This window comes from Grimontia indica, from assembly GCF_000333895.2.
GTDB lineage: Bacteria > Pseudomonadota > Gammaproteobacteria > Enterobacterales > Vibrionaceae > Enterovibrio > Enterovibrio indicus.
The window spans coordinates 71,980-97,242 of the sequence record NZ_ANFM02000025.1; the positions used below are offsets into that span (position 1 = coordinate 71,980).

The 25,263-nt window shown below is 42.8% G+C and carries 23 protein-coding genes; 16 read left to right on the forward strand and 7 right to left on the reverse strand.

All coding sequences use genetic code 11. The features are described from left to right. Positions 1-84: 84 nt before the first annotated feature. The 14 genes from D515_RS14565 to D515_RS14635 all read left to right on the forward strand — a co-directional run bounded on the left by D515_RS14565 (position 85) and on the right by D515_RS14635 (position 16,138). Positions 85-1,287: a lipopolysaccharide biosynthesis protein gene (locus D515_RS14565; RefSeq protein ID WP_002539604.1), complete on the forward strand. Its 1,203-nt coding sequence runs from the start codon at positions 85-87 to the stop codon at positions 1,285-1,287. Beyond that, positions 1,280-2,395 carry a glycosyltransferase family 4 protein gene (locus D515_RS14570; RefSeq protein ID WP_002539606.1) on the forward strand — a complete coding sequence of 372 codons (1,116 nt, stop codon included), beginning with the start codon at positions 1,280-1,282 and terminating at the stop codon, positions 2,393-2,395. Before D515_RS14565 ends, D515_RS14570 begins: the two co-directional genes overlap by 8 nt. A 20-nt stretch (positions 2,396-2,415) precedes the next feature. After that, the gene (locus D515_RS14575) at positions 2,416-3,582 is read left to right on the forward strand and encodes an O-antigen ligase family protein (protein WP_002539609.1); all 1,167 of its coding nucleotides are present in this window, start codon (positions 2,416-2,418) and stop codon (positions 3,580-3,582) included. 1 nt (position 3,583) lies between these two features. After that, positions 3,584-4,657 (forward strand): glycosyltransferase family 4 protein, encoded by a 1,074-nt coding sequence (locus D515_RS14580; RefSeq protein WP_002539610.1) that lies wholly within the window; start codon positions 3,584-3,586, stop codon positions 4,655-4,657. A 12-nt stretch (positions 4,658-4,669) separates the two neighbouring features. Next, a complete protein-coding gene (locus D515_RS14585) occupies positions 4,670-5,860 on the forward strand; it encodes a phenylacetate--CoA ligase family protein (RefSeq protein WP_002539611.1) in 1,191 nt (396 codons plus the stop codon). Between the two features lie 191 nt (positions 5,861-6,051). After that, a complete protein-coding gene (locus D515_RS14590; RefSeq protein ID WP_002539613.1) occupies positions 6,052-7,125 on the forward strand; it encodes a glycosyltransferase family 4 protein in 1,074 nt (357 codons plus the stop codon). Next, positions 7,125-8,309, forward strand: coding sequence for a glycoside hydrolase family protein (locus D515_RS14595; protein ID WP_002539614.1), 1,185 nt, complete (start codon positions 7,125-7,127; stop codon positions 8,307-8,309). The genes D515_RS14590 and D515_RS14595 overlap by 1 nt, the downstream gene beginning before the upstream one ends. Beyond that, a complete protein-coding gene (locus D515_RS14600; protein ID WP_039850137.1) occupies positions 8,296-9,030 on the forward strand; it encodes a WecB/TagA/CpsF family glycosyltransferase in 735 nt (244 codons plus the stop codon). Before D515_RS14595 ends, D515_RS14600 begins: the two co-directional genes overlap by 14 nt. A gap of 72 nt (positions 9,031-9,102) precedes the next feature. Further along, on the forward strand, positions 9,103-11,253 hold the full coding sequence (locus D515_RS14605) for a choice-of-anchor A family protein (RefSeq protein ID WP_002539616.1): 2,151 nt from the start codon (positions 9,103-9,105) through the stop codon (positions 11,251-11,253). A 133-nt stretch (positions 11,254-11,386) separates the two neighbouring features. Next, the gene (locus D515_RS14610; protein ID WP_039850139.1) at positions 11,387-12,553 is read left to right on the forward strand and encodes a nucleotide sugar dehydrogenase; all 1,167 of its coding nucleotides are present in this window, start codon (positions 11,387-11,389) and stop codon (positions 12,551-12,553) included. A gap of 806 nt (positions 12,554-13,359) precedes the next feature. Further along, complete coding sequence (locus D515_RS26430; protein WP_420835375.1) at positions 13,360-13,635, forward strand: VanZ family protein; 276 nt, start codon at positions 13,360-13,362, stop codon at positions 13,633-13,635. Between the two features lie 97 nt (positions 13,636-13,732). Beyond that, on the forward strand, positions 13,733-14,194 hold the full coding sequence (locus tag D515_RS14625; protein WP_002539619.1) for a hypothetical protein: 462 nt from the start codon (positions 13,733-13,735) through the stop codon (positions 14,192-14,194). Between the two features lie 80 nt (positions 14,195-14,274). After that, positions 14,275-15,702: an O-antigen ligase family protein gene (locus D515_RS14630; RefSeq protein WP_002539620.1), complete on the forward strand. Its 1,428-nt coding sequence runs from the start codon at positions 14,275-14,277 to the stop codon at positions 15,700-15,702. Further along, positions 15,695-16,138 (forward strand): low molecular weight protein-tyrosine-phosphatase, encoded by a 444-nt coding sequence (locus D515_RS14635; protein ID WP_002539621.1) that lies wholly within the window; start codon positions 15,695-15,697, stop codon positions 16,136-16,138. The genes D515_RS14630 and D515_RS14635 overlap by 8 nt, the downstream gene beginning before the upstream one ends. Before the next feature lie 121 nt (positions 16,139-16,259). Here D515_RS14635 and D515_RS14640 read toward each other — a convergent pair whose 3' ends face one another. The 4 genes from D515_RS14640 to htpG form a co-directional block, all read right to left on the reverse strand. Continuing rightward, positions 16,260-17,564 carry an inosine/guanosine kinase gene (locus D515_RS14640; protein ID WP_002539622.1) on the reverse strand — a complete coding sequence of 435 codons (1,305 nt, stop codon included), beginning with the start codon at positions 17,562-17,564 and terminating at the stop codon, positions 16,260-16,262. A 129-nt stretch (positions 17,565-17,693) separates the two neighbouring features. Then, entirely contained in the window at positions 17,694-18,665 is a 972-nt protein-coding gene (gene hemH, locus D515_RS14645; RefSeq protein WP_002539623.1) for a ferrochelatase, read from the reverse strand. Positions 18,666-18,779: 114 nt separating this feature from the next. Beyond that, entirely contained in the window at positions 18,780-19,424 is a 645-nt protein-coding gene (adk, locus tag D515_RS14650) for an adenylate kinase (protein WP_002539624.1), read from the reverse strand. Between the two features lie 259 nt (positions 19,425-19,683). Next, the gene (gene htpG, locus D515_RS14655) at positions 19,684-21,591 is read right to left on the reverse strand and encodes a molecular chaperone HtpG (protein ID WP_002539625.1); all 1,908 of its coding nucleotides are present in this window, start codon (positions 21,589-21,591) and stop codon (positions 19,684-19,686) included. A gap of 219 nt (positions 21,592-21,810) precedes the next feature. Here htpG and D515_RS14660 point away from each other — a divergent pair, with 219 nt between their 5' ends. Continuing rightward, entirely contained in the window at positions 21,811-22,689 is an 879-nt protein-coding gene (locus D515_RS14660; protein ID WP_002539626.1) for a transcriptional regulator, read from the forward strand. Further along, positions 22,680-23,234: a regulatory protein ToxS gene (locus D515_RS14665; RefSeq protein ID WP_002539628.1), complete on the forward strand. Its 555-nt coding sequence runs from the start codon at positions 22,680-22,682 to the stop codon at positions 23,232-23,234. The genes D515_RS14660 and D515_RS14665 overlap by 10 nt, the downstream gene beginning before the upstream one ends. 36 nt (positions 23,235-23,270) lie before the next feature. Here D515_RS14665 and recR read toward each other — a convergent pair whose 3' ends face one another. The 3 genes from recR to D515_RS14680 all read right to left on the reverse strand — a co-directional run. Beyond that, a complete protein-coding gene (gene recR / locus D515_RS14670; protein ID WP_002539629.1) occupies positions 23,271-23,873 on the reverse strand; it encodes a recombination mediator RecR in 603 nt (200 codons plus the stop codon). Positions 23,874-23,875: 2 nt separating this feature from the next. Continuing rightward, positions 23,876-24,205 (reverse strand): YbaB/EbfC family nucleoid-associated protein, encoded by a 330-nt coding sequence (locus tag D515_RS14675; protein ID WP_002539630.1) that lies wholly within the window; start codon positions 24,203-24,205, stop codon positions 23,876-23,878. 56 nt (positions 24,206-24,261) lie between these two features. Continuing rightward, positions 24,262-25,263, reverse strand: a 1,002-nt coding sequence (locus tag D515_RS14680) for a DNA polymerase III subunit gamma/tau C-terminal domain-containing protein (protein ID WP_039850143.1), incomplete at its 5' end; no start/stop codon positions are given.

Consider the following 25,263-nt stretch of genomic DNA (forward strand, 5'->3'; position numbering starts at 1 on the left):
TAACTCTGTCACTGACTCATCAACACTATTGATTCTGATCTAATTTGATTTCCAAGTAACTTTAGGATACTAATTTGGAATGCTATGTACCTTAAAGCTATATTTCAGATACTAACAGGAAGTGTTGTATCTCAGATAGTTATGTTTCTATCCACATTCATCATTGGTTTGTACTATTCAAAACAGGATGTCGGTGAATTTGCACTATTCTCTTCTTACATAGCAATTGGATGTATATTTACCTCTTTGAGATTAGAACAAGCAATTTCAAAATCACAGAGTCAAAATGAAGTCGTTTCTGCAATAGATATAACTTTGACCTCTACAGCGATAATATCTCTACTCTTCGGGACTGTCATCATACCAATCGTGGCCTCTCAAGGTGTGACCAATACTTCCATTGGTATATTTTTGCTAACTGGAACGTTAGTGCTAACGGCAACAAATGTGACAAACGCACTACTAGTATACCAACACAAATTTAAGGAATTATCGTATTCAAAAATAATCAAATCAGCTGTATTTATAATGACGCTTTATCCATTGAGCCTTGTCGAGAATGGTATTCTATGGTCATTCACACTCTCCTCTTCATTTCTTGTTATTTATTCATACAAGAAGGCAGAATTAGGTTATCATTTATCAATACAAAGAATAAAAAATTCATTACTTGAAATAAAGCACTACGAGTATATTTATAAATATTCCGTACCGAATGCTTGTCTGAATACCTTTGCTCAGCAAATACCTATAATATCAGGTGCAATTCTATATTCCCCTTCAGTAATAGGTGTGTATTTCTTTGTTGACAAAATATTAAGAACACCTGCAGCAGTTATACTACAATCCTTAAGACCTGTGTTAATAAGGTTTTATTCGAATAAAAACTCAAGCATTCGAACATACTACATTCACTCTTTACTACTAATGATTTTAGGGTTCGTTTACACAGCAATAATCTACATTATCGCATACTATGCTTTCTCATCAAGCTATATGGAAAAATGGCAGGAAGGTATTGAGTATATAGTACCCGTTCTAATAATCGCATTTAGTCAACTGACAAATACTGCAAGTGTTCCATTCCTTTTAGTGAAAAAGAAAACAAGAAGTTTGTTATACACAGAGATATCTAACGTTGCTTTAAGGTTAATGGTGTTTATATTTGCACTTAACAGTCCCACTGAGCCAAGCGAATTCTTTTACTATATGTCGATTATTTCAATAACAATCCTAACAATGAACGTTTTTATCGTTAAACTATCTTGTGGCCCTAAAAATGAATAACAAAACCAGACAGAAAAAAGTTCTCTACGTAATACAGTCGATATATCCAGAAAAGGCAGGTGCTGGCATCAACCTACATGGTTTTTTAAAACGAGCCAGAAGTACATTTGACTCTAGGGTGCTTGCTGTAGAAAGTAACATTAGCCCACAGAGTAACGACGGCAATAATGGCTATGTGAGAAAAAAGAAAATAAGCAATTCAGGCTTGTTCTCAATGCTACTACAAGTAAAAAATGCTCCCGCATACATTAAACATGTAATGTGGTGTGATATAGTACATTTCAAGTCTACACCGAAGGGATTGCTATTAATTACTATTATTGCAAAGATTCTTAGGAAAAAAATAATCCAAGAACCAACTTTAGTTGGGCATGATGACCCTAATTCTTTTTATAAATATAAATCAAAAATACTACTAAATCTTGCATGGAAGTTGTCAGATTCGTATGTATTCATTTCCGAAGATGTAAAAAACAATTCTGAGGGATATCAGGGAACTGTTATACCAAGAGGTGTAGAGTTAAGTCGGTTTAATAATAGAGTAAAGTCAGAATTGTATACAGAACTCGCAATAGATAAAGACACATTGGTGTTTTCTCAAATTGGTAGAATATCAGACAGAAAAAACCAAAAAATGACACTAGCTATTGTAGAAAGAGTACGTGAAAAGCTAAGTTTAAAAGTCAAACTAATCTTTATAGGCCCAAAAGAAAACAATCCATATACTGAAGAACTAGAGCAACTCATTGCTCAGTCAGAAACTGATGTATACTTTACTGGGCATGTAGATAATGTAGAAGATTATTTAGCGCTTAGCGACATATATTTATTCCCATCCAAAAAAGAGGGTTATGGCGTATCTGTGATACAAGCTTTAGCGTCTGAAAACATCACACTTATGTCTCCTGTAGGATGCTATAAAGATCTAGAGGATCTAGGATTCCTAGGTGTTGTTGATGGTGACACCGAACAATGGGCAGAAAAAGTAGTTGAAGTACTTTCCGGTAATAGATTGGATTTTTTGCAACGCAACCAATCCATTGTTGAAAGTCTTTCGCAAGAAAAAATTGTCGAAAGAGTGAAAGAGTTTTATTACGCAATACCTTAGTTTACTAAAGGATACCAGATGTGATTTTTGCTCTCATTTCTTTTGGAGTATTCTTCTTTAGTGGTGCTCTTCTTTTTCTATTTGATACAGAAAATCCCTCTAATATTTTTGCTGCTATATCTGCCCTATTTTATGGAGTGTCAGGAATACTACTTTTTGCACGACGAGTAGAGGCGATAAACTATATCATCGCGTCACGTTACCCAATGCTAATCTGTCTATTGGCTTTTTTATCAATCATTTGGAGTCATGATCAATCTCTAGCAATCAATAGAAGCATTGCACTTTTAGGAACCATGATGTTTGCATTAACTATGGTCATTTATCTTGACTATGAGAACATCATTAAAGCCATTGTTTATCCTCTATTTATTTCTGCACTTCTCGCAGTATTCTTTGCGCTATTCGTCCCTTCTATTGGCATTGATGATGGATCCAACATAAGTAGCCATTATGGTTTATGGCAAGGTACATTTGGGTTCAAGAATAGACTGGGACGTGTAATGGGATTGCTTGCAGTGGTAATCCTAGCACAAGATATTTTTAGCAAAAGAAAAACCAATATGATGCTTGCAATCACGATTTTGGTTCTTCTCATGAGTGGATCATCAACACCAATATTGGCCGTTTTTTTTGTAAGCATAGCCAAAGCATATATAACAATTAGCCATCGAATTTCAATGCACCTAAAAATAGCTATTGGGATAACTTCAATATATGCAATGCTCTTAATTCCTTTTATTCTAGAAATAATTGTCGTTGATTTAATGGGAAAAGATTTTTCTGGTTCTGGAAGAGTAGAAATGTGGACGGACATACTGTTTAGTATCGACTCACCTTATTTGGGATATGGCTTTGGCGGGGGATTCTGGGGCGAGTTTGGATATGCCAGCGGTCTTATAGAGTCGCGATACATTTTACTTGGCCATGCGCACAATGGCTTTGTAGACACTCTTATTGAGCTTGGTGTTTTAGGCGTGATTTTTTATTTTATGCTGCTATTAAAATGCCTTATAGACAGTTTGAGAAACTATCGAACTCAAGGTGAATATTTTCTGCTCCCCCTTTTTCTTTCAGTGTTTTTTATTATCTATTCTGTCACAGGAAGTGCATATATAAAACAAAATAATATCTTGTTCATCCTAGCATGTTTAGCTGCTTTCCTACCCTACAAGAAGGTTAAATAGAGTGAAGTTACTATTTGTCATTTCTGCATTCTCAGTTGGCGGAACCGAAGTTAAAATTAAAAATATAGCGAATTACCTGGTCGAAAACTCGCTTGCTGAAGTGGATATTCTTTGTTTATCTAATGTAACAAAACTTAAAAAAGAACTTTCACCAAAAATACGATTTGTAACCATAGATGGCACAGGTGGTTTTAGAGAATGGTTAACCTGTAAAAAAAAGATAAACTCTTTCCTTCTAAAAAATCCAAGCTACGACAAAACATTTTGGCTGAATTATTACCCAATTCTAATGGCACCAAAATCTAAGCAGCGAAAAATTGCCATGTTAAATACAAGCACTGTTTATGGATTATCTCAAAAAATAAAGAAACACCTAGCAGAAAGAAACTTACAGCATTTTGATAAGATTGTTTTAGGAAATAAATCTTTGAGTAAGGCGTTAGCCACCAGGCATCCACAGACTACAAGAAAAATTTCAGAAATTTATAATGGCGTTGATATTAATCGATATACTTATCACCCTAAGCAAATAAACACCTCCAAGGCTATGACCCTCTGCATGGTTGCAAAACTCAGACCTGAAAAGCGACACTTCGATGTTTTGCAGTCGGTTACACAGTTAAATGAACAAGGGGTAGATATAAAGTTACTCATAGTTGGGGGCGCACATCACAGTTTTGTTGAGCATGCAGAGTCTCTCGAACAATACTGTAAGGATAATGCAATCGAACATCTCGTCGAGTTTGTTGGTGACACCAAATCTGTTAATAGTTATCTCCTAAAAGCAGACCTTTTTTTAATACCCTCTCACGAAACATTTTCTAACGCAGTTTTAGAGGCGATGGCATGCGGCACGCCAGTACTTGGCGCAAATATCGGTGGAAATGCCGAATTGATTGAAGATAACAAAACGGGTTATTTTCACACTTACTGCGATGTATCTAATATTACGGAAAGGATTTTAGAAATTCACAGTAATTTAGAGCAATTATCTTTTGTGTCCAAAAATGCACGCCAACTCATTGAAAGAAAATTTAGCTTTGAAAAAATGGTTAGCAATTATCTACAAGCTTGATATCGGAGTATAATGATGTTTAAAGACTTCTTATGGCTAATTTTAAAAGAAAATATAATCATAAATTTTATCTATAAATATTTAGCTCCAAAATTTTTTTATGGGCACGTATTCTTGGATGTCAAAAACCTCCCAATAATAAACAAAGACTATATTCTAAAAATTGGGAACAAGCCTAACACTAAATTTAGTATTAAGGGTTATACTAGCGGAACCACCAATAAACCTATGACAGTTTATCGGAGCTTAAAATCTATTTTCCTTGAAGAGTATATTATTAAATCATACATGTACGAGAATGGCGTAGGTATCTCTCCACGGATTGCAGTGTTAAGAGGTGATCACCTTTTCCCTGCCAGTCATACTGGTCCAACGTTTTGGGTTAAAACGTTGTTCACAAGGCGTTTATTTCTTTCTTCTTACCATATTTCTCAGGCCAACGCGCATTTATATCTTGAGGCACTCGAAAACTTTAAACCAGAAGTGATCATGGCATATCCTAGTTCGATATCACTCCTTGCTAAATTTGCTCAGAAACTTGATTGGAAGCCCAACTGGGATCTCGCCTGTGTATTGACTTCCAGTGAGCTGTTCTCAAAAGAAAATCAACAAACGGTGGCCGGAGTTTTTGGTAAGGTTCTCGACCATTATGGTCAGGCCGAGCGTGTCGCTGCATTGCAACTTTGTGAACAGGGAAACTATCATATTCGTCGCGATTACTCGCATGTAGAAGTGCTTCATAATGAGCATGGGCAACATATCGTCGGCACGAACATTTATAACTCTGCAATGCCACTTAGACGATACGACACAAACGACTACGTAGAAGGATTCAATTCACACTCAAAGTGTTCATGCGGTAATCACTCGCCTTTTGTGGAAAAAATACTAGGAAGAGACGATGATTACCTGATTCTTCCAAATGGGACCTATGTTGGCAGAATGGATGTGGCATTTAAGGGGGTGTCAACCATTGTCGAAAGCCAAATAGAACAAGTAGAACGAGACCGAATAATTATTCGATACGTACCTAAAGAACTAGATAACATTAAAACTATTGAGCATGAACTATCGAATAAAATTCAAGAACGCCTTGGAGACTCTATTAGGATAGAATTTATTACCATGGAAAAAGTCCCTAGAACACTCTCTGGGAAATTCCGTTCCGTATTACGATCTGAAGATGTTTTCACTGATATTTAATTTTTATCATAAAACATAATCACCACTACAATTTTAAATTAGCAAACCTTCAAGACCAATAATTTAATTTAAAATTAAGTCACCAGACATCGTTAAAAACAAAGCTAGTAAAAACACTCTTTAGAAAGATTACTTTTACTCCATATGTTATAAAAGCCAGTTTCAACTCCTCACTGTGACGCGATTAAAATATGAGAAAGAAAATAAACATCACCCTATCAACCGGTCTAAGTGAGATGGGTGGGATATCCACGGTAATTAACACACTAGATAATGGTCACTTCCAAAAATGGAACGTCAAACATATTGCCACACATACCAATGACGGCTCTATTTTTGGCTTAAAAAAAATCCTTCTATTTATATCTGCCATATTAAAACTAATTTACTTTATAGCATCACGCGAAGTTGGGCTGGTACATATACACATGGCATCCCGAGGTAGCTATTATCGGAAATCTTTTATTGTTCGCTTAGTAAAAGCATTTCGAGTAAAAGTAGTACTTCACTTACATGGTGCTGAGTTTCAACACTTTTATTATAACGAGTGCTCGAACAAAACCCAATTGCACATTCGGCAGACGTTTAACTATGCAGATGCAGTTATTGTCTTGTCTACTCAATGGCACTCTTGGGTAACAACAATTCTCAAGGACCCCTCAAAAGCCTACATCGTATATAACGCCGTAGAAACACTAAACCTAGATCGCTCTCAAACCGAGCAAGGACGAATTTTGTTTCTAGGAAGGCTTGGGGAGCGTAAAGGTGTTAGAGATTTGATTGATGCTTTCGCTATCGTCGTCAAACAATTGCCAAATGCACGCCTCGCATTAGGGGGCGACGGAGATATAGAGACCTTCAAACAGCAAGCCGAAAATCTCGGAATTCTTGACTGCATCGACTTCTTAGGCTGGGTCTCAGGCTCTGACAAAATAGCCTGGCTAAGTAGGTCTGATGTCTATTGCCTCCCTAGTTATAACGAGGGCTTTCCCATGGGCATACTCGAAGCAATGTCGGCAAACGTGCCTGTCGTCGCTTCTACTGTGGGGGGGATTCCAGATGCTATTGAGTCAGGCGTGGATGGGTTGTTAATCGAAGCCGGTGATGTAGAAAAACTCGCCGAACATATTACCGCATTGATCATTGATAGAGAGATGAATGATCGGCTTTCCTCTCAAGCAAAACGAAAGTTTACGAACCATTTCAGTCAGCAAGCCGTTTTCCCAAAACTTGACCTTATCTATTCAGATTTAACAGGTGAATAATGCGCTTTTACGAAAGCATTAAAGCTATTTCAGAGAATACATTAAAAACCGCAAAGCAAGATAGTTTTGCAGGCTATGACCCTTTTGATGGCCTAAATAGCACTTTTTTTAGTGTGTTTCCTCGACTTAAAAAAGGACTTTTTGGCTTATGTTGGATTCAATTCAACAAACGCTCCCTCATTAATTTTCGGCCGATGTTAGGCGTTCCCAAAAAGCGTAATCCCAAAGGCATTGCACTTTTTATTTTAGGGTTGATAGAACAATACAGATACAACAAGGACGACGCTTATCTACAGCAGGCGATTCAGCTTGGTGATTGGTTGCTCCATCAACAGTGCAGTAAGGAGGAGTGGGGGAATGCTTGTTGGGGGTACCATTTTGACTGGAACGCTCGGGCTTTTTATGTACCTAAAGGAAAGCCAAATGTCATCACCACTATCTACGTATCACAAGCTCTATTTGCCTTGTCCGAAGTTACGCACAACCGTAAATACTCAGAACCTGCGTTAGATGCAGCCACTTTTATCGTGAATATTCTTTATAACGATAAAGAGGGTCAAAAGTACTTTTCCTACATCCCTGGTGAAAAAGCGTTCGTACACAATGCAAGCCTATGGGGAGCAGCTTGGGTTGCAAAGGTTGCTAGCTTGACTGGAAACGACGATTACAAACAGCTAGCTATCGATGTCGCTATCCAATCCGTAAAAGCCCAGCGAGACGATGGTTCTTGGGTTTATGGAACTCGACATCATCATCAGTTTGTTGATGGCTTTCATACAGGTTACAACCTCGAAGCATTGCAAATGATTAAAGAATCATTGAGGGTTGATATATTCGACTCAGCAATATCCAAAGGATTTGCGTACTACAAGACACATTTATTCGAAGAAGACGGAACTGCAAAATACTACAACAACAATCGATATCCGTTAGACATGCACAGTGTTTCTCAAGCAGTGTTCACGTTGCTCAGAGTAGGAAAAACGGATGAAGACATTGAACTCGCAAAAAAGATAGTTGAAACATCAGTCCGACAATTATATCGCCAGGGTTCAGGTCTTTTCTCTTATCAAAAGTACCGACATATAAAAAACAACACTAACTATATTCGCTGGACACAAGCGTGGGTTTATTACTCATTTTTGTTTCTTTTAAATTATGGGACATATCATGAAAAGGATTAATTTTCTTGGCTCGCCTATGGATGTGGCGACAATGGAAGAAACCGTTATACATATTGAGAAAAATTTATTAGAAGGCAACTTTCTTCAACACGTGGTTGTTAACGTCGCAAAAATTGTCAACATGCGAAAAGACTCCTCTCTGGCCGATTCGGTAAAAGCTTGCGATGTAATTAACATCGATGGTATGGGGGTAGTCTTTGGTGCTCGATTTCTGGGACATAATGTTACCGAGAGAGTCGCGGGTGTAGATCTCTTTCATGAGTTATTAAAAATGAGTGCAGAAAAAGACTTCCCTGTTTTTCTTCTTGGCGCAACAAGTGAAACCGTGAAAAAGACGACAGAAACTGTCCAACATCTCTACCCCAAACTCACAATAGCTGGATACAACGACGGTTATTTTTGGGACGATGAGGAAACTGTAGTACGTAAAATACGAGAGTCTGGTGCAAAATTGTTGTTCGTTGCCATTACATCTCCCAAAAAAGAGAATTTCATTAACAAATGGCGTGATCAGTTAGGGGTCGACTTCGTAATGGGCGTTGGAGGCACTTTTGACGTGGTTGCTGGGAAAGTGAATCGAGCCCCCATATGGATGCAAAAGAACGGACTAGAATGGCTTTATCGAGTTATACAAGAACCCCGAAGAATGTGGAAAAGGTATTTAGTAACAAATACAACTTTTGCTTGGTTACTCCTTAAAGAAAAAAGAAAACTCAAATAAAAAATCCTCTCTCCATCGAAGTTATATCTATTATCGGTGGTGAAATTCATACGATTAAATAAAGGTAACATTATGCGAAATATATTTTGCACCATGTTCATGCTTTTTAGCACTCAAACCTTCGCACTAAATACCAGTTACAGTGCGTTAGTATTCGGTGATTTTACATCGCCGCATTCTGGAAGTAATGGCCCACTAGCAATCGGCGAAGATGCAGACTTAAGCGGCTACAGTATATTTAACGATTTTTCGGACTTCCCAAATAGCGAATATTCTTTGACTGTAGGTGGTGACCTTACTTACAACAGCGGTCGTGTCTATAGAGGTAACGTTATAGTCAATGGCGACATTGAGGACGTTAATCATACCGTTTTCCTCGGTATGGCTGAAACAAGCACTATCACAGGATCCGCAGATCTACCTATTGATTTTGATAATCTAGAAGAAGATATAATCAATTACTCCACCACACTTAGTAAATTGGAGAATGTTGGAACAGTCGAAGCACTTTGGGGCGGCCTTTATCTGAAAGGTGATTGCACCAGCGACATGCAAGTTTTTAATCTCGATGGTTATAAACTCGAAAAATCACATACGATCGCTCTTAGCTGTATACCAGAGAATGCGACGGTGATAGTGAATATTAGTGGCGATAAATCTGGATTTAGCCCACTAAGCAATAAAAGCCTACAAGACTTCCTGCCATACCGCTCTAAAACAATCTTTAATCTTTTTGAAGCTACGTCACTGAAATTATCCGGTGTATCAATAGAAGGATTGGTCCTCGCGCCTCATGCTGATGTTTCCGCGCCATCAGGAACCTCAAACGTTGGCATCATTGCCGACAGCTTTGAAGGCTCTATGTTTTTGGGTTATCAACCTTTCGACGGACAAATTCTGACTTCTCCGCTTGAGGCTGATTTAAAATGGCACTGGAAAAGTAGTGCGTTCTTACCAGAATACGACCAAGTTATAGTAACGCCGGTGACGGGTCAGTTAAACGATGATAATGGCGATGGTATCATTAACAATGGTGATATCGCTGACGTTGTATTTGTTAGCTTCAAAAAGAATCAACTGTATAAGCCTGGCGTTCTAAGAGCGATTAGTGGCAAAGATGGTTCGGACCTATGGAGCTATAAAGATGGTCCAGTATGGTCAGACCCACGTTACTCACCAGCAATAGCCGATATTGATAGTGACGGGAGCGTCGAAATCTTAGTCGGAAATAAAGATGCAAGGTCAGTGTATATCGTTGATAGAACGGGCACTATCGAGGAGTCGATTAAATATGCTGGTTACAGGAACATATCAATTGCGGATATTGACTCCGACTCAAACCCTGAGATTTTGTTTTCCGACGGCGTTTATTCCTATCGAAATGGTTACATGTATAAATACGAAACCTGGGGGCCGGATCCAATCGCATTGGATTACAATTTAGATGGTAGTATGGAGATTTTCACCAACGGCACCTTGTACAACCAATATGGTGACGTATTGTGGGCCAATGTGAAGCATGACTACTTTTGGTTTTCAGCTGTTGCAAATTTGGATGATGATATAGAGCCAGAGTTCGTTACCTCTATACCGGGCAGAAACACCGACTCTCATCAATTACTAGCTGTATACGAGCATGACGGCACATTGAAGTGGCAAACCGAGAATGTGACGAAGCCAGGTGGTGGTGTTCAAGCTATCTCTACCTTCCTCAAAGGCTCCAAATTGGGAATCGCATCTGCATCTATCGATAACGTAACTATGTATGATACTTCAGGAAATGTTGTGTGGTCTTACGTTATCGATGATTCATCTAGCTATAAAATAGGTGTGTCCGGATTTGATTTCGACAATGATGGCCGTGATGAAGTTCTGGTTCAAGACCAAGACAAAGTTGCCATTTTGGATGGAAATAGCGGCTCTGAGTTACTCGTAATTGAAAATTCAAGTGCTACCCTCTATGAATATCCAATCGTTGTGGACCTTGAGGGGGATAATAATGCCGAGCTAATTATCGTCTCCAACAGTTCTAATTCCTCTCCTAATGATACTTCTGGCGTACGAGCTTTTGAAGCTAAAAATAGTAAATGGATAAATGCTACGAGAATATGGAATCAGCATTCCTATCATCAAACAAACATATTTCAAGATGGCCAGGTACCACAATCAGAATTACCAAGCTGGTTGTTGAATAACTCTTTCCGCTCGAGCACATTAAGATAATTTATTTAATTTAGAAATCGATTTAAATAGGTCTGGTTTATATCTTATAGCCAGACCTTGTTTCCAAGCTTTACTATCGCCCAATATTAAGTGATAGCCAGCCTAACTACTAATTAACTCTCTTAGGGGAACCATGAAAATTGCAGTTGTAGGAACAGGCTATGTAGGCCTTTCTAACTCAGTCTTATTGGCACAAAACCATACCGTCATTGCATTAGATATAGTCAAGCATAAAGTCGAAATGCTTAATGATAAAATGTCACCCATAGCAGACAATGAAATTGAATATTTTCTTAAAGAGAAAGACCTCGACCTACGAGCAACATTGGACAAGGTAGAAGCTTACAGTGACGCAGACTTCGTCATTATCGCAACACCAACTGATTATGACGCTGATACTAATAACTTTGATACAAAGACTGTTGAAGCTGTAATTGGTGATGTCATCTCAATCAACCCAAACGCAACCATGATCATTAAATCTACAGTCCCTGTTGGTTATACAAGCCGAGTAAAAGAAGAGTTTGGATGCGAAAATATTATTTTTTCTCCTGAATTTTTGCGCGAAGGTAAAGCTCTTTATGATAATCTTTATCCTTCACGGATTATTGTTGGTGAGCGGAGTACACGTGCTGAAACCTTCGCTAATCTTTTGGTTGAAGGCGCAGAGAAGAAGGACATAAGTGTTCTGTTTACTGATTCAACAGAAGCTGAAGCCGTGAAATTGTTCTCAAACACCTATCTAGCAATGCGTGTAGCCTATTTCAACGAGCTGGACACTTATTCAGAGACACATTGCTTAGATGCGCGACAAATCATAGAAGGCGTAGGGCTAGACCCACGCATAGGAAACCACTATAACAACCCTTCTTTTGGTTATGGTGGCTACTGCCTACCAAAAGATACAAAACAACTTTTGGCCAATTACCAAGACGTGCCAAACAACATGATTAGGGCAATTGTTGATGCAAACACCACCCGTAAAGATTTTATCGCCGAATCAATTCTTTCAAAAAATCCAAAGGTAGTTGGTATCTATAGGCTGATCATGAAGTCCGGGTCTGACAACTTCAGAGCCTCATCAATACAGGGCATAATGAAACGCATCAAAGCTAAAGGCGTCGAGGTAATCGTGTATGAGCCAGTTTTGACAGAGAAAGAGTTCTTCCATTCAGAAGTGCTAACCGATTTTAACGTGTTCAAATCAAAGGCAGACGTTATAGTTTCTAACCGTATGACAGAAGAGTTAGCCGATGTCGTTGAGAAAGTGTACACACGTGATTTGTTTGGTATTGATTAGGTAAGCCACCTTTAAAAGTCTCTTTTCAGACAAACCAATTTTAGAAACCCAAATGAATAGAAAATTACTACTTGTCTTTCATTGTTTCATTATCTGTAGCGTTTTATCCTTTGCCTCACTACAGTTCTATAAATCAATGTATCGAAACGCTGGAACAAAAGCCCTTTCGAATCTAAAGGACGACACAACACCGAACTACAACACTATCTCGATATCTCTGTTAGCTCATACCCTAGCTTCAGTATCTCCAGCTTCAGCATACGATTACTCGCTAAGTGCAAAATTGTACCAATGGAGTGCATATCTAAGTGGCAGCAAAGATACCGACCAGCTGACTACGCTCCTGCAAAAGAGTCTAAGGTTAAGGCCTACTTGGTCTCCTAGCTACGTCGAGCTTTCATCAATTTACAAGGAAAGGGGGGAGCTTAAGCTTCAGTCCCAAATGCTGAGTTTTGCTCGTCATTTTGGACCTCTTACCCACTCAACAATTCTTGCAGATATCGATTATGCTTATTCGAATTGGGAGCTGATTGATGAAAGCGCTAAACTGCATGCGATACATAACCTTCTGGAGATCGGGAAAGTTTGGCGATATCGGCCTGCACTTAACACCACAGTGGCCTATTCAAGCGGTAAACAACGAATTTGTAATCTTTTAGCATTTAACAAAGTTAGGATTCAAGCTTGTGGCTAACGTATCTAAATATCCTTTGTTAATGCTTGTTGTTTTTGTAATTCTATTTGGTAGCGCCTCAGTTCTAAAATCATTCGGTATTTTCGCAAATCAGGTTCGAGCAACGGAAGTTATGATCGGCGGCGATATATATCTCCATTTTTTTGCCTCGTTTTTCCTAGGCCTGCTTTGTTGGCTTACAACTCAAAGGACGTCCCACGTTAGATTGTCAGTCCCGACGCTAACTGTCTTAGTCTTGGTTGTGCTAGATGAGTCACTGCAGTATGTAATCCCATCAAGACAATTTTCCTGGCTGGATATGATCGTCAATGTTTTTGGCGTACTGCTTGGTACATATTTTTGCAGTGCAATTGCGACATTTCGTTCAAAAACAAAAGCCATTCACTGATTGAGCTTTTCGAATGGCTCTTTAGCCATTATCAATCATCTTAACTTTGATATAGTCTTTTTAATCAGACTCTTGAAAACACTTTCAAGGAAAAAACATGAAGATTACCGCCACCATTTTTGGTGTAACAAGCTTGGCTTTGTCATCACTAGCCTTTGCTTTCGAAAGTGACGAACAGCGTCAATCCATCATTTCACAGCTCGGTGATGTTCCAAGCGAAGAAACGTACCAAAGTGTTTTGTTGGAAAACGCCGAGTTCGCGGTTGAAATCCTCGCTTTATTGTTGAAGATGGAAGGCGTCGACCCTCAGTTCGCGATTCAGGCAGCAATGACCGCCGCGCCGGACAAAGCGATTGAAATCGCGCAGTTCGCACGAGATGCAGGTATTGCCAACGAAAACATTACAACTGCGGCACTGTTGGCTGGGCTTGACCCAACAGAAATCGCAGAAGCGACCGCGGCTGGTATCCAGACCGCTGCAGCTGGCCCTGCTCCTCCATCAGCGCCGGCAGTAGGCGGCCAAGGTGGGGGTGGTGAAGACGTCATCTCTCCAAACTAATCATTTTTAGAAAAGATTCACCCCACCAAAGCCCAGCGTTCGTTGGGCTTTTTGTTGTACTCACAAATTGAGTGATTCACATGGCGTCTATTGAAAAATCCTCGTTCTATTCCTTACTCGCGCTTATCATTTGGTTACCTATCCCCCTTGGGAGTAATCGAGATTGGGCATGGTCAATTGCTGAATTCTGGATAGCATTTCAATCAATACTACTGATCATCGCCTATCGGGGGAATTTACCTTTCGAGCCGTTAAAGCAGTACAAATGGCTTCTTTCTGGTTTGGCACTGTTCCAGCTATGGGTATTGTTTCAAACTCTTCCTCTTCCTTGGGAAGTGCTAGCCTTCTTTTCTGGAAAAAGTGCCGAGATTTACCAACTCGTTGGAGCACCCGAAGGTTTTATTTCCCTTGATTCTCGAATGACATTGGCGTCTCTTTTCAAAGGAATTGCCTACACTATGCTGGTTTTCAACGCCATATATCTCGTGAACTCCAGTAAGCGACTTAAGCAAGTGGTATTGGTAATTGTAGTTAGCGGCACCTTACAGGCCTTCTATGCAGCAATAGTCGTTTTGCTTGATATCAAAGAGAGCCTGGTGTTTGGTTATAGTGAAAAAGGGATTGCCACTGGCTCTTTTGTCTACAAGAACCACCTAGCGAACTACTTGATGATGACGCTCTGTATGGGCATTGGCCTTATCGTCTCTCAGCTTCACACTACCCCTTCCGAATCGCGCCATATGTTTGTTAAAAGACTGATGGAAGGCATTCTCAGCCGGAAAATGTACATACGCCTCTGCCTTGTGATCATGGTGATTGCGTTGGTAATGACACGTTCTAGAATGGGAAATACTGCTTTTTTTGCGGCGACAGCTATCGGTGGCTTACTTGCATTGGTGTTTTATAAAAATAAGCCACGCGCGTTAACCGTCTTGGTGGGCAGTGTTATCGCTGTCGATACAATCGTTGTGGGTGCCTTGTTCGGGCTGGAAAAAGTCAAACAGCGCTTGGTAGAAACGTCACTTGGCGCGGAGTCCCGCGATCAGGTGGTGGTATGGTCACTGGATATTATCAGAGATTTCCCTTTCACCGGCACTGGCATGGCGAGCTTTTACACGATCTTCCCCATGTATTCCAAGGCCGATATTGGGTTCTATGACCATGCCCATAACGACTATATCCAGTTTATGGTCGAAGCCGGAATTCCAGCGACATTGCTCTTAGGGCTCGTGGTGGTGTTAGCCTTTGGACGCGCCTTCTCCACTATTCGGAAAAGACATAGCCGAACAATGAAAGGTATAGCGCTGGGTTGTATCATGTCCATCATTGGTATGCTGATTCATATCAGTGTGGATTTTAACCTTCAGCCAATGGCTAATGCGCTGACATTTACCCTGATTCTCTTCATTGCCAACGCCTGCTCGGCTCTACCTGCTGTGGGGCAGTTAGTCACTATACCCCCGAAATCAAATCAGGCCGAACGCTTGAAGGAACCCGAACATGTTTAATCATATTCTCGTGGTGTGTACAGGGAATATCTGCCGTTCGCCAATTGCAGAGGCGCTGCTAAAAAAGCTATTGCCAGAGTTAGTCATTGAATCCGCGGGCACTGCCGTTACCAAAAGCAATATTACTGATGCCACAGCTCATCCATATAGCCAGCAAGTATGTAACGAGAATGGCCTAGATATTTTTAACCACAATGCGCGTCAACTAACACCAGAGCTTTGCGATAGGTTTGATTTAATTTTGGTGATGTCGCATGAGCATATTGAGGAAGTCGCGCTGGTCTCTCCAGGCTCGAGAGGTAAAACCATGCTAATTGGCCAATGGATTGGCCTTGGCGATATTGCAGATCCCATCCTTGAGCCCAAAGCATCTTTTGATACCCTTTATCACACACTCGTCCGCGCGACGAACACATGGGCTAAGAAGCTGTCTTAAGCCCAATGACTACAGTTCATTCGCGTCGCTCTCCCTACCAATTAAAAAATCCGCCCAAGTGGCGGATTTTTTTGAATATCGCTATTCAGAACTTAGTTAGTGCTTAAACAGGGCTAAGCGATTAACGTTCCCAGTACGCTTCTTCTAAAGAATCCTCTTTCTCTGGCAAACCACGAGACAAACGTGGTGAATGCTGTGCCAGTACTTCATAGCTCACACGGTTCGCGTATTTACATACCTGAGAGAACGAGCTGTAGGTCAGAAATGAATGGGCGTGCTTGCTGGAGTTTGGCACATTATCACGGTGATAGCGGTTTGCTGACATATCATGTAGTACCGCTGACAATGCGCCATCACCCGCACCATTGGTGTTTTTGATGCGTTCTGGGCCACCCATGTAAGGCGCAATGTGTGAGTAAACCTTAAATGGGTTTTCACAGTCCGACTTTTTCATCGGGCGGCTGAATTCGTAACGGTTGAATTCGGCAATTGAGCCAGGCAACAACGGCAAGCTAGTTTCACGCTTGGCTTCTTCTTCCGTGTAGCCTGCCATGTAAAGTCCCACAGGACCTGCCGTACACAACACCATGTCTACCCACTCCAGGGCTTTGTCTGCCGCCAACAAAGGATCAGACTCACCAGTCAGCGCTTCCGCTTCTTCTTCGTTCATTGCAACAACAGAAACATGCTCTGACAAGAAGTCACGCCACCATTGCGGATTGTTCTGAATCACGTACTTGGTACCCATAGTCATTACCACAGGTACGTCGTGTTTCTTCGCGAACTCGATTGCTTTCATGGTCGCTTCCGGCATCGGGTCGCCTTCTTTACAGCGAACCAGATAAGCGGTCAGTACCAAAGCAGAAGCATTTTTGAATATATGCTCTGGGATAGAGTCTGCGTGAAGCTGGTTCATCAAACCTTCGCTGATCGCAAAGGTACGTTCACCTTCTTCACTGATCAGCGTGTAACAACGACCAATTGGGCCCTGAACTGCCTGTAAGTAGTTAAGGTCCATGCGGCTTGAGGTGTTACAGAGGTAGCGATATGCATAGCTGCCGATGGTGATGTCTTGGCTCATGACACCTAGCAGAATAGATTTGTCGTCGGCAAGCGTTGAGTAGTTGTGCAACGTATTACCAATAGTACCGCCTGCAAACTCGTGACTAACCATGTTGTTATCTTTTAGTTCTTGATACAGCGCTTCTGCGCGCTTGTCATCAATCACCAAAGAATGCCCTTTACTCAATTCGTATTTCGCAACGAAATCATCGGCTACTTTCGCTTCAATATCCACCAGCGTCTGGTCGATACCGATAACATGTGGACGTTTCAGCTTGCGCTGCTCGCTCGCTTGCACCAAAAGTGGATCGCGTGCATGGACAGGAAAGTAATGCTTAGACTTGCGTTGGCCCGGGAATTTCATGATTCAATGCGTCGTTGTTGTGGCGAAAGTGCGAATTCTATCACACAAATTTCAACGGGGAATCTTTCGGACAAAAATATGCCAGGGTGAAAAACCAGCCCAGGCATAAATGAAAATGAAAAGAAGGCGTTACCAACCTTTGGTATTTCTCTCCACCAACAGCTTCATCATGTCGATGTGTGCAGGAGAATCATTGAGGCAAGGGATGTATCTGAACGTCTCGCCGCCCGCTTCTATAAAACTCTCATGACACTGCTCGGAAATCTCTTCCAATGTCTCCAAACAATCCGCAGAGAACGCCGGCGTAATCACATCCAGACGCTTCACCCCTTCACTTGGCAATCTTTCTAGCGTTTTGTCGGTATAGGGCTGTAGCCACTCTTCTCGACCAAAACGCGACTGGAATGTCGTTTTCAGTGGTACATCGCTGGACAATCTTGCTACCAGTTTTTCTGTTGTCCCTAAGCAGTGCGTCTGGTACGGGTCACCGTTATCTGCGTAGCGTTTAGGAATGCCGTGATAAGAGCACAACAGCATGTCAGGTCTACCATGCTCAGCCCAATGCGCTTCAACCGATTGCGCCAGCGCTTCGATATAGCTGTCTTCACTGTAGTAGTGGTTCACAAAACGGAACTCCGGCAATTCGGGCATTTGTTTAAGTGATTTCGCAATTTTGTCGAAAACAGCCGCCGTCGTGGTGCGCGAGTACTGTGGATAAAGCGGCAGCACGAGAATTTTATTACAGCCCCTCGCTTTCAATGCTTCAATACCCGTCAGAATGCTTGGGTTGCCATAGGTCATACCCAGCTCCACAGGCAGTCCGGTTTCACGCTCCAACGCGGCTTTTTGACGCTTGGAGTAGACCATCAGTGGTGAACCCTCTTCCATCCAGACGGTTTGATAGAGCTTTGCCACCTTGGGAGAGCGCACAGGCAAAATGATCCCGTGTAATAGCGGGCACCATAGCCAACGGGTCATGTCGACGACACGTTGATCATGAAGGAATTCGCTAAGAAATGCTTTTACTGCTTGGGAGGTCGGTGCTTCCGGTGTGCCGAGGTTAGCCAGCAACACCCCTACTTTGTTGTTTTTGTTTTCCATTTCGTCCTACAACACAGTTTATTTAAACCCGAGGATACCACTACTTTTCTTTGATAGAAAAAGATCAAAAAAGGGCAATCATAGTGATTGCCCTTTTCTTAAACACTGGGGCAATTAATCCAGCGCTTTAGCGATTTCTTCGCTGACTTCAGAAACTTGCTGAGTACCATCAAATTTCAGGTACTTGGTGTTGCCTGCTTCTGCTTCTTTCGAGTAGTAAGCAATCAGTGGCGCTGTTTGGTCGTGGTATACACCCAGACGCGCACGTACGGTTTCTTCTTTGTCGTCGTCACGAACAACCAGATCTTCGCCAGTCACGTCGTCTTTACCTTCCACTTTAGGCGGGTTGTAAACAACGTGGTAAGTACGGCCAGAAGCCAAGTGCGCGCGGCGACCACTCATACGCTCAACGATAACGCTGTCTGGCACGTCGAATTCCAGTACATAGTCAACCACTACGCCGATGTCTTTCAGGCCATCTGCCTGTGGAATAGTGCGTGGGAAGCCATCCAGAAGGAAGCCTTTCGCACAGTCTTCTTGTGCAATGCGCTCTTTAACCAGACCAAGGATGATATCGTCAGATACCAGTTGGCCCGCGTCGATAACTGCTTTCGCCTGTTTGCCCAGCTCGGTGCCGGCTTTGATTGCTGCACGCAGCATGTCACCAGTGGAAATTTGTGGAATACCATATTTTTCCATGATGAACTGCGCTTGAGTCCCTTTACCTGCACCTGGTGCGCCCAGAAGAATGATGCGCATAGTTATCCCCTTTATTTACTTTGGAGTTTCGCAAAAACACGAAACATACACGTATATTGATACCTAAACAACCTCGTGCCCGACGTTTTCAACACAATTGGCGCTGACATCGGCTCAGGTCTCTTAGTTTCTTCATTCGACATTGGGTCGGCAAAAGAAGAGGCTATGGATCACAAAATCGTTTAGGTATTGAAGTTAATAAGCCCAGCATTCCCGCTGGGCTCGGTCATATTAATAACGAAAATGAATCGTTATGCAATTAGCCTTTAGTCAGAAGTTGGTTCACCGCACTCAGGAATTGAGATGGGTCATCCATCGAGCCGCGCTCTGCAAGCATCGCCTGACCCAACAGCATCTCAACCCAGCGACCGAACACTTCTTCGTCCGCTTCATCAGCCATTTGCTTCACCAGAGTGTGCTCTGGGTTCATCTCAAAGATGTATTTCACTTCTGGCGCTTCTTGCCCAGCTGCAGCCAGTAGCTTCGCCATTTGTGTACCCATTTCAAACTGATCGGTGACCACCACTGCTGGTGTGCCTGACAGTTTGAAGGTCGGACGAACATCTTTCACACGGTCACCGAGATATGCTTTGGTTCGATCAACCACAGACGCAAACTCTTTTTCGGTTTCTTCGCGTTTCTCTTTCTCAGCGTCGTCTTCAAACTTGCTGAGATCCAGATCCGCTTTAGTGATCGCTTGGAACTGCTTGCCGTCAAACTCCGGCAGGTAGCTCATCAGCCATTCATCGATACGGTCATACATCAGAATGACTTCAATACCTTTGGCTTTGAATTGCTCTAAGTGAGGGCTGTTTTTTGCTGCCTGATAAGAATCTGCAGTCAGATAATAAATCTTGTCCTGCTCTTCTTTCATGCGAGATACATAGTCAGTGAGAGAAACCGTTTGTTCACTGCTGTCTGTTTCAGTCGATGCAAAGCGCAGTAGACCCGCGACTTTCTCACGATTTGAGAAATCTTCCGCTGGACCTTCTTTCAGAACCAAGCCAAATTCTTTCCAGAAACTCTGATATTTATCCGCGTCATTGTTTGCCAAACGCTCAAGCATGGTCAGAACACGCTTGGTGCAGGCGTTACGCAAAGACTGAGTCACTTTATTGTCTTGCAGAATTTCACGGGAAACGTTCAATGGCAGATCGTTTGAGTCAATCAAACCACGGACAAAGCGCAGGTAACTTGGCATAAACTGCGACGCATCGTCCATGATAAATACGCGCTGTACATAGAGCTTCAGGCCATGTTTGTGGTCGCGGTTGAACATATCCCAAGGCGCTTTGGAAGGAATGTACAACAGACTGGTGTAGTCGTTTTTACCTTCTACGCGATTGTGGCTCCACTGAAGAGGGTCAGCGAAATCATGGGACAAATGCTTGTAGAACTCGTTGTACTCTTCATCAGAAATATCTGACTTTGAACGAGTCCAAAGTGCCTGGGCTTTATTGACCTTTTCCCATTTACCTTCGCCAGTTTCTTTACCTTCTTCGTCGCGCTCCTGCTCCCACATTTCGACTGGGATACCAATGTGATCAGAGTATTTGCCGATCACGTCACGCAGACGCCATTCATCCAGAAACTCTTTGTCTTCTTCACGAAGGTGAAGAGTAATTGAAGTACCGCGAGTGGTTTTTTCAATGCCTTCGATGGTGTATTCACCTTCGCCAGCCGATTCCCACTGAACACCTTCTGAGGCTTCAGCACCTGCTGCGCGGGTCATAACGGTGACTTTGTCTGCAACAATAAATGCAGAGTAGAAGCCCACACCAAACTGACCAATCAGCTGGCTGTCTTTCGATTGGTCTTCGGAAAGTTGTTTAAAGAAATCTGCTGTGCCGGATTTTGCAATCGTACCAAGGTTTTCAATCACCTCGTCGCGGCTCATACCAATGCCGTTGTCTTCAACAGTCAAAGTGCCCGCTTCTTTATTGACGCTCAGACGGACACGAAGATCACCATCACTCTCATACAGTGCAGAATCAGACAGTGCCTTAAAACGCAACTTGTCAGATGCATCCGAAGCATTAGAGATCAGCTCACGCAGGAAGATCTCTTTGTTGGAATAGAGTGAGTGGATCATCAAGTGCAGCAGTTGCTTCACTTCAGATTGGAAACCACGTGTTTCCTTACTTTGTAGAGTCGCTTGATCGCTCATTTTAACCCCAAACTAAATGTATTTTGGTTTAATCACTACCTGTAAATATGGCCGCTATTTTCCAATTCAAGGGCAGGCAAGGAATTTTTGATTTCTTGAGCTATTTTTCGCATTTCAGGTATAATCGTCTTTATTTTTAGCCAATTTAGGCGCTATTCACCTCCAATTTCGAGGTTAACCCGCCAAACTTTTCAAGATTCGCGCAGGTAAGTAAATCGAATGTTAAATAAATCGAACCGTTACCTTCTGGGAGAGCGTTTTGTTTTTTCTCCCAGCGACAGCTCTTTGATTGATCTTTATGAAAATAATGAGTTGATCCGACTGGGCAGTAACGAGTGCCGAGTATTGATGGTTCTCATAGAAGAACCTCACGCTATTGTCACCCGAAACCGAATCCACGACTTTGTATGGCGCAAGCAAGGTTTCGAAGTCGACGACTCCAGCCTGACACAATCTATTTCTACCTTAAGAAAAGGCCTGAAAGACTCCACGAAAAGCCCGATGTTTGTCAAAACCGTGCCAAAACGCGGATATCAGGTAGTGTGCTCAGTAGAGGTCTATAACGATCAGGAAGTTGACCTGCCAAAATCTACTGTTAATGAGATGGAAGACGACGTTGTCGAAGCAGAGATCTTAACTGCTGAAGCTGAAAGCGAGCTCCAAGAGTCACCAACAGAGGTTGCTGTATCGGCACCTCAGCCAGAACAAGCGGACATTCCTAGAGCTCCGGTTGCGGTGAAAATCCCGCTTGGCTCATGGGTAGCATTCGTACTCGCATTGCTGGTACCTCTGGCGTTTTACGTTGCTTCCACTCCTAAATCTGAAGCATTTCGGGAAATCTTAACGGTCGAAGATGTACCGGTTTACATTCCCGTGACCAATGCACGTATCAACCAATGGCAACCCATGGTTCAGCGCTGTGTTGAAAAGTACATTGGTTTCTACCGTGAAGAGCGCGAATTGGAAGAAGTGATTGTGACAGGCGGTCAAGATAACCAAATTTCCCTGAACTATATCCACAGTGCCAAAGACGCAGATGACAACATTACTTATGTTCTTCTTACCAGCCAGCAAGGGAGCGACGGACTATGCCGATGAGTCTTCATGCACCTCGACGCCGTGATCAAATGAAGCGCTTCGGGCCATTTTTCTTGTTGTTGATATCATTTATTACCAGCGCTTGGGTGTTTCTCGGCGAGGATATGCGCACGTCTAACCTTCTGCTTTCAAAAGAGTGGAAGTCGCGAACAATTAATCACATTGAGGAAGCAAGATTTCGTGATGTAGCTGGGCTTACTGAGACCGAGCAACAAAGCAATATGGTTTTTTTGCCCGATAATACTTATTCCCGTGACACTCAAATTGTGTTGAAAAATGAAGAGCAGAATACTCAAGTGGTGATGTCGATTTCCGAGTCTGGTGAATGGGAAATCAGTGGCGGCTATCTGAAACTCAAGCTCGGTAGCATCAAAGATGTGACAACCGGAGATACCGCGGAGTTTTCAGAGGAAGACCTGACTCTGGTGCGCACTTTCTACCGCCTAGGCGCTGAAAAGGTTCGCCGCATTGATGTATTGAATGACGGTTCACTGCTGCTTACCAGTTTGAACCATGGTTCGCTGGTGCTTTACAGCAAGTCGTGATCGACAAAAACTAAAAAGGCCGCTAAGCGGCCTTTTTTATCCCAGACGGTGACGTCCAATAATCGAATGAGAGAGCGTGGTACCATCCACCAACTCCAACTCTCCGCCCATTGGCACACCGTGTGCGATACGGCTAGCAATGACGCTATGTTCCAGACAAAGCTCACTGATGTAATGCGCTGTCGCTTCACCTTCTACCGTTGGGTTAGTTGCTAGGATAAGCTCAGAAATTGACTCTGACGATAAACGCTTTTCCAACAAATCCAAACCGATATCAGAAGGGCCAATTCCATCAAGTGGTGATAAATGCCCCATAAGAACAAAGTAACGGCCAGAGTATTGGCCAGTAGCTTCAATCGCAGCAATATCAGCAGGGCTTTCTACCACACAGATCTGACCGTTTTCCTGACGACGGGGATTAGCACAAATCGCACACTCCTCTTCCTCAGTAAAGGTCCTGCATTTACCGCAATGTCCGATATCTGTCATCGCAGAAAGTAACGCTTCAGAAAGCTTCACACCACCTTGGCGATTACGTTGCAGAAGATGAAAAGCCATGCGCTGTGCTGACTTGGGACCGACCCCAGGCAAACAACGCAAGGCTTCCATCAACTGCTCAAGCAGTTGGCTTGTACGCATACTTAGAATGGCATTTTAAAGCCTGGTGGCATCTGCATGCCGCCAGTGACTGAAGCCATTTTCTCTTTCTGAGCTTCTTCAATGCGACGCGCTGCATCGTTAAAAGCTGCAGCAATCAAGTCTTCCAGCATGTCTTTGTCGTCTTCCATCAGGCTGTCATCCAGCTCAACGCGACGAACACTGTGGCTGCCGGTGATGGTCACTTTTACCAGGCCTGCACCTGCTTCGCCGGTGACTTCCATATTCGCAATTTCTTCCTGCATCTTCTGCATGCGCTCTTGCATTTGCTGCGCCTGCTTCATCAGGTTGCCCATTCCGCCTTTACCAAACATACTCTTCTCTCTATTTAGCTTTGCGCTGAGATATCTAAATCACAGCCCTTTTAGGTTTATATAGGTCTAACGCTCTCTTCATCCAGTTGCGCGGCAAAACGCTGGCAGATAAAGCGAACATTGGGATCATCACTCAGGCTTTGTGAAGCCTGAGTCAGTTTTTCTGTATAAAGCCTGTCACGCCATTCCAGTGGTGTTGTTCCCGCTTCTCCCTGCGCGACAGACAAAGTAATTGAAGTACCCAGCTGATTGCTCAAAGCTTCAAGCAAGGCAGCCTGTGCTTTTTCAGTGTTCAAGTGCGCTTGCTCACTACGCAAACAAAGATTGATTTGATCGCCGTGTCGTTCCATGGATGCGTTCAATGCCATCTGCTTGACCAATCGAGGTGCTTCCAATGCACTGGCAATGCGACTCCACTCGTCCAATTCAATCGACTCTTTTTCCAGCTTATCGCGCATTTCCGGGGTGCGCTCGTGTTGAAGCGCTTTTTTAATCTTATCCGGCGTAACAGTAACGGGCTTTTCTTCGGCCGTTTCTAACTTAGTCGGTTTCCAACGATAGGCTTCATCTTGGGTGGCGGCACTTTCATTCGGCATCGATGCTTGTTGGAAAACAGCAGGATCAGCAGGCTTATGTTTTGCTGCGATCCGGTCGATAACCGACAGTGCATCACCGCCGGCTGTTGCCGCACTACCCTTTTTTGGCGATTGGCCCTCTTGCTGACGAACCCGACTTCTCAACATGTTGCGGGCCGCCACCAGACTCCCTGCGGAAGAAGGAGCTTGCTGCTGAGGCTGCTGAGGCTGCTGAGGCTGCTGAGGCTGCTGAGGCTGCTGAGGTGATGTTACTACCGTTGGTTGAGACGGCAAATCGTAGTCAGCATGGGACTCAGTTTCCCGCTGCGCTTCCATCTCCATCGCTGCCATATGCGCAGACATCTGAGGATCGTCCTGAACCACATTCGGCTGAGCAGCTTGAATAGGTTGAGACTGCGTTGGATTAAGCGCTGGCTGCGCAGGAGCAGGAGCAGGAGCAGGAGCAGGAGCAGGAGCAGGAGC

Excerpts from the sequence above, each read along its gene's own strand:
- adk (WP_002539624.1), bottom strand. The coding sequence starts at position 19,424 with ATGCGCATCATTCTTCTGGGCGCACCAGGTGCAGGTAAAGGGACTCAA.
- D515_RS14675 (WP_002539630.1), bottom strand. The coding sequence starts at position 24,205 with ATGTTTGGTAAAGGCGGAATGGGCAACCTGATGAAGCAGGCGCAGCAA.
- D515_RS14640 (WP_002539622.1), bottom strand. The coding sequence starts at position 17,564 with ATGAAATTCCCGGGCCAACGCAAGTCTAAGCATTACTTTCCTGTCCAT.
- D515_RS14600 (WP_039850137.1), top strand. The coding sequence starts at position 8,296 with ATGAAAAGGATTAATTTTCTTGGCTCGCCTATGGATGTGGCGACAATG.
- D515_RS26430 (WP_420835375.1), top strand. The coding sequence starts at position 13,360 with ATGATCGGCGGCGATATATATCTCCATTTTTTTGCCTCGTTTTTCCTA.
- D515_RS14610 (WP_039850139.1), top strand. The coding sequence starts at position 11,387 with ATGAAAATTGCAGTTGTAGGAACAGGCTATGTAGGCCTTTCTAACTCA.
- D515_RS14635 (WP_002539621.1), top strand. The coding sequence starts at position 15,695 with ATGTTTAATCATATTCTCGTGGTGTGTACAGGGAATATCTGCCGTTCG.
- D515_RS14565 (WP_002539604.1), top strand. The coding sequence starts at position 85 with ATGTACCTTAAAGCTATATTTCAGATACTAACAGGAAGTGTTGTATCT.
- D515_RS14660 (WP_002539626.1), top strand. The coding sequence starts at position 21,811 with ATGTTAAATAAATCGAACCGTTACCTTCTGGGAGAGCGTTTTGTTTTT.
- recR (WP_002539629.1), bottom strand. The coding sequence starts at position 23,873 with ATGCGTACAAGCCAACTGCTTGAGCAGTTGATGGAAGCCTTGCGTTGT.
- D515_RS14590 (WP_002539613.1), top strand. The coding sequence starts at position 6,052 with ATGAGAAAGAAAATAAACATCACCCTATCAACCGGTCTAAGTGAGATG.
- D515_RS14665 (WP_002539628.1), top strand. The coding sequence starts at position 22,680 with ATGCCGATGAGTCTTCATGCACCTCGACGCCGTGATCAAATGAAGCGC.
- D515_RS14570 (WP_002539606.1), top strand. The coding sequence starts at position 1,280 with ATGAATAACAAAACCAGACAGAAAAAAGTTCTCTACGTAATACAGTCG.
- D515_RS14585 (WP_002539611.1), top strand. The coding sequence starts at position 4,670 with ATGATGTTTAAAGACTTCTTATGGCTAATTTTAAAAGAAAATATAATC.
- D515_RS14595 (WP_002539614.1), top strand. The coding sequence starts at position 7,125 with ATGCGCTTTTACGAAAGCATTAAAGCTATTTCAGAGAATACATTAAAA.
- htpG (WP_002539625.1), bottom strand. The coding sequence starts at position 21,591 with ATGAGCGATCAAGCGACTCTACAAAGTAAGGAAACACGTGGTTTCCAA.
- D515_RS14630 (WP_002539620.1), top strand. The coding sequence starts at position 14,275 with ATGGCGTCTATTGAAAAATCCTCGTTCTATTCCTTACTCGCGCTTATC.
- hemH (WP_002539623.1), bottom strand. The coding sequence starts at position 18,665 with ATGGAAAACAAAAACAACAAAGTAGGGGTGTTGCTGGCTAACCTCGGC.
- D515_RS14625 (WP_002539619.1), top strand. The coding sequence starts at position 13,733 with ATGAAGATTACCGCCACCATTTTTGGTGTAACAAGCTTGGCTTTGTCA.
- D515_RS14605 (WP_002539616.1), top strand. The coding sequence starts at position 9,103 with ATGCGAAATATATTTTGCACCATGTTCATGCTTTTTAGCACTCAAACC.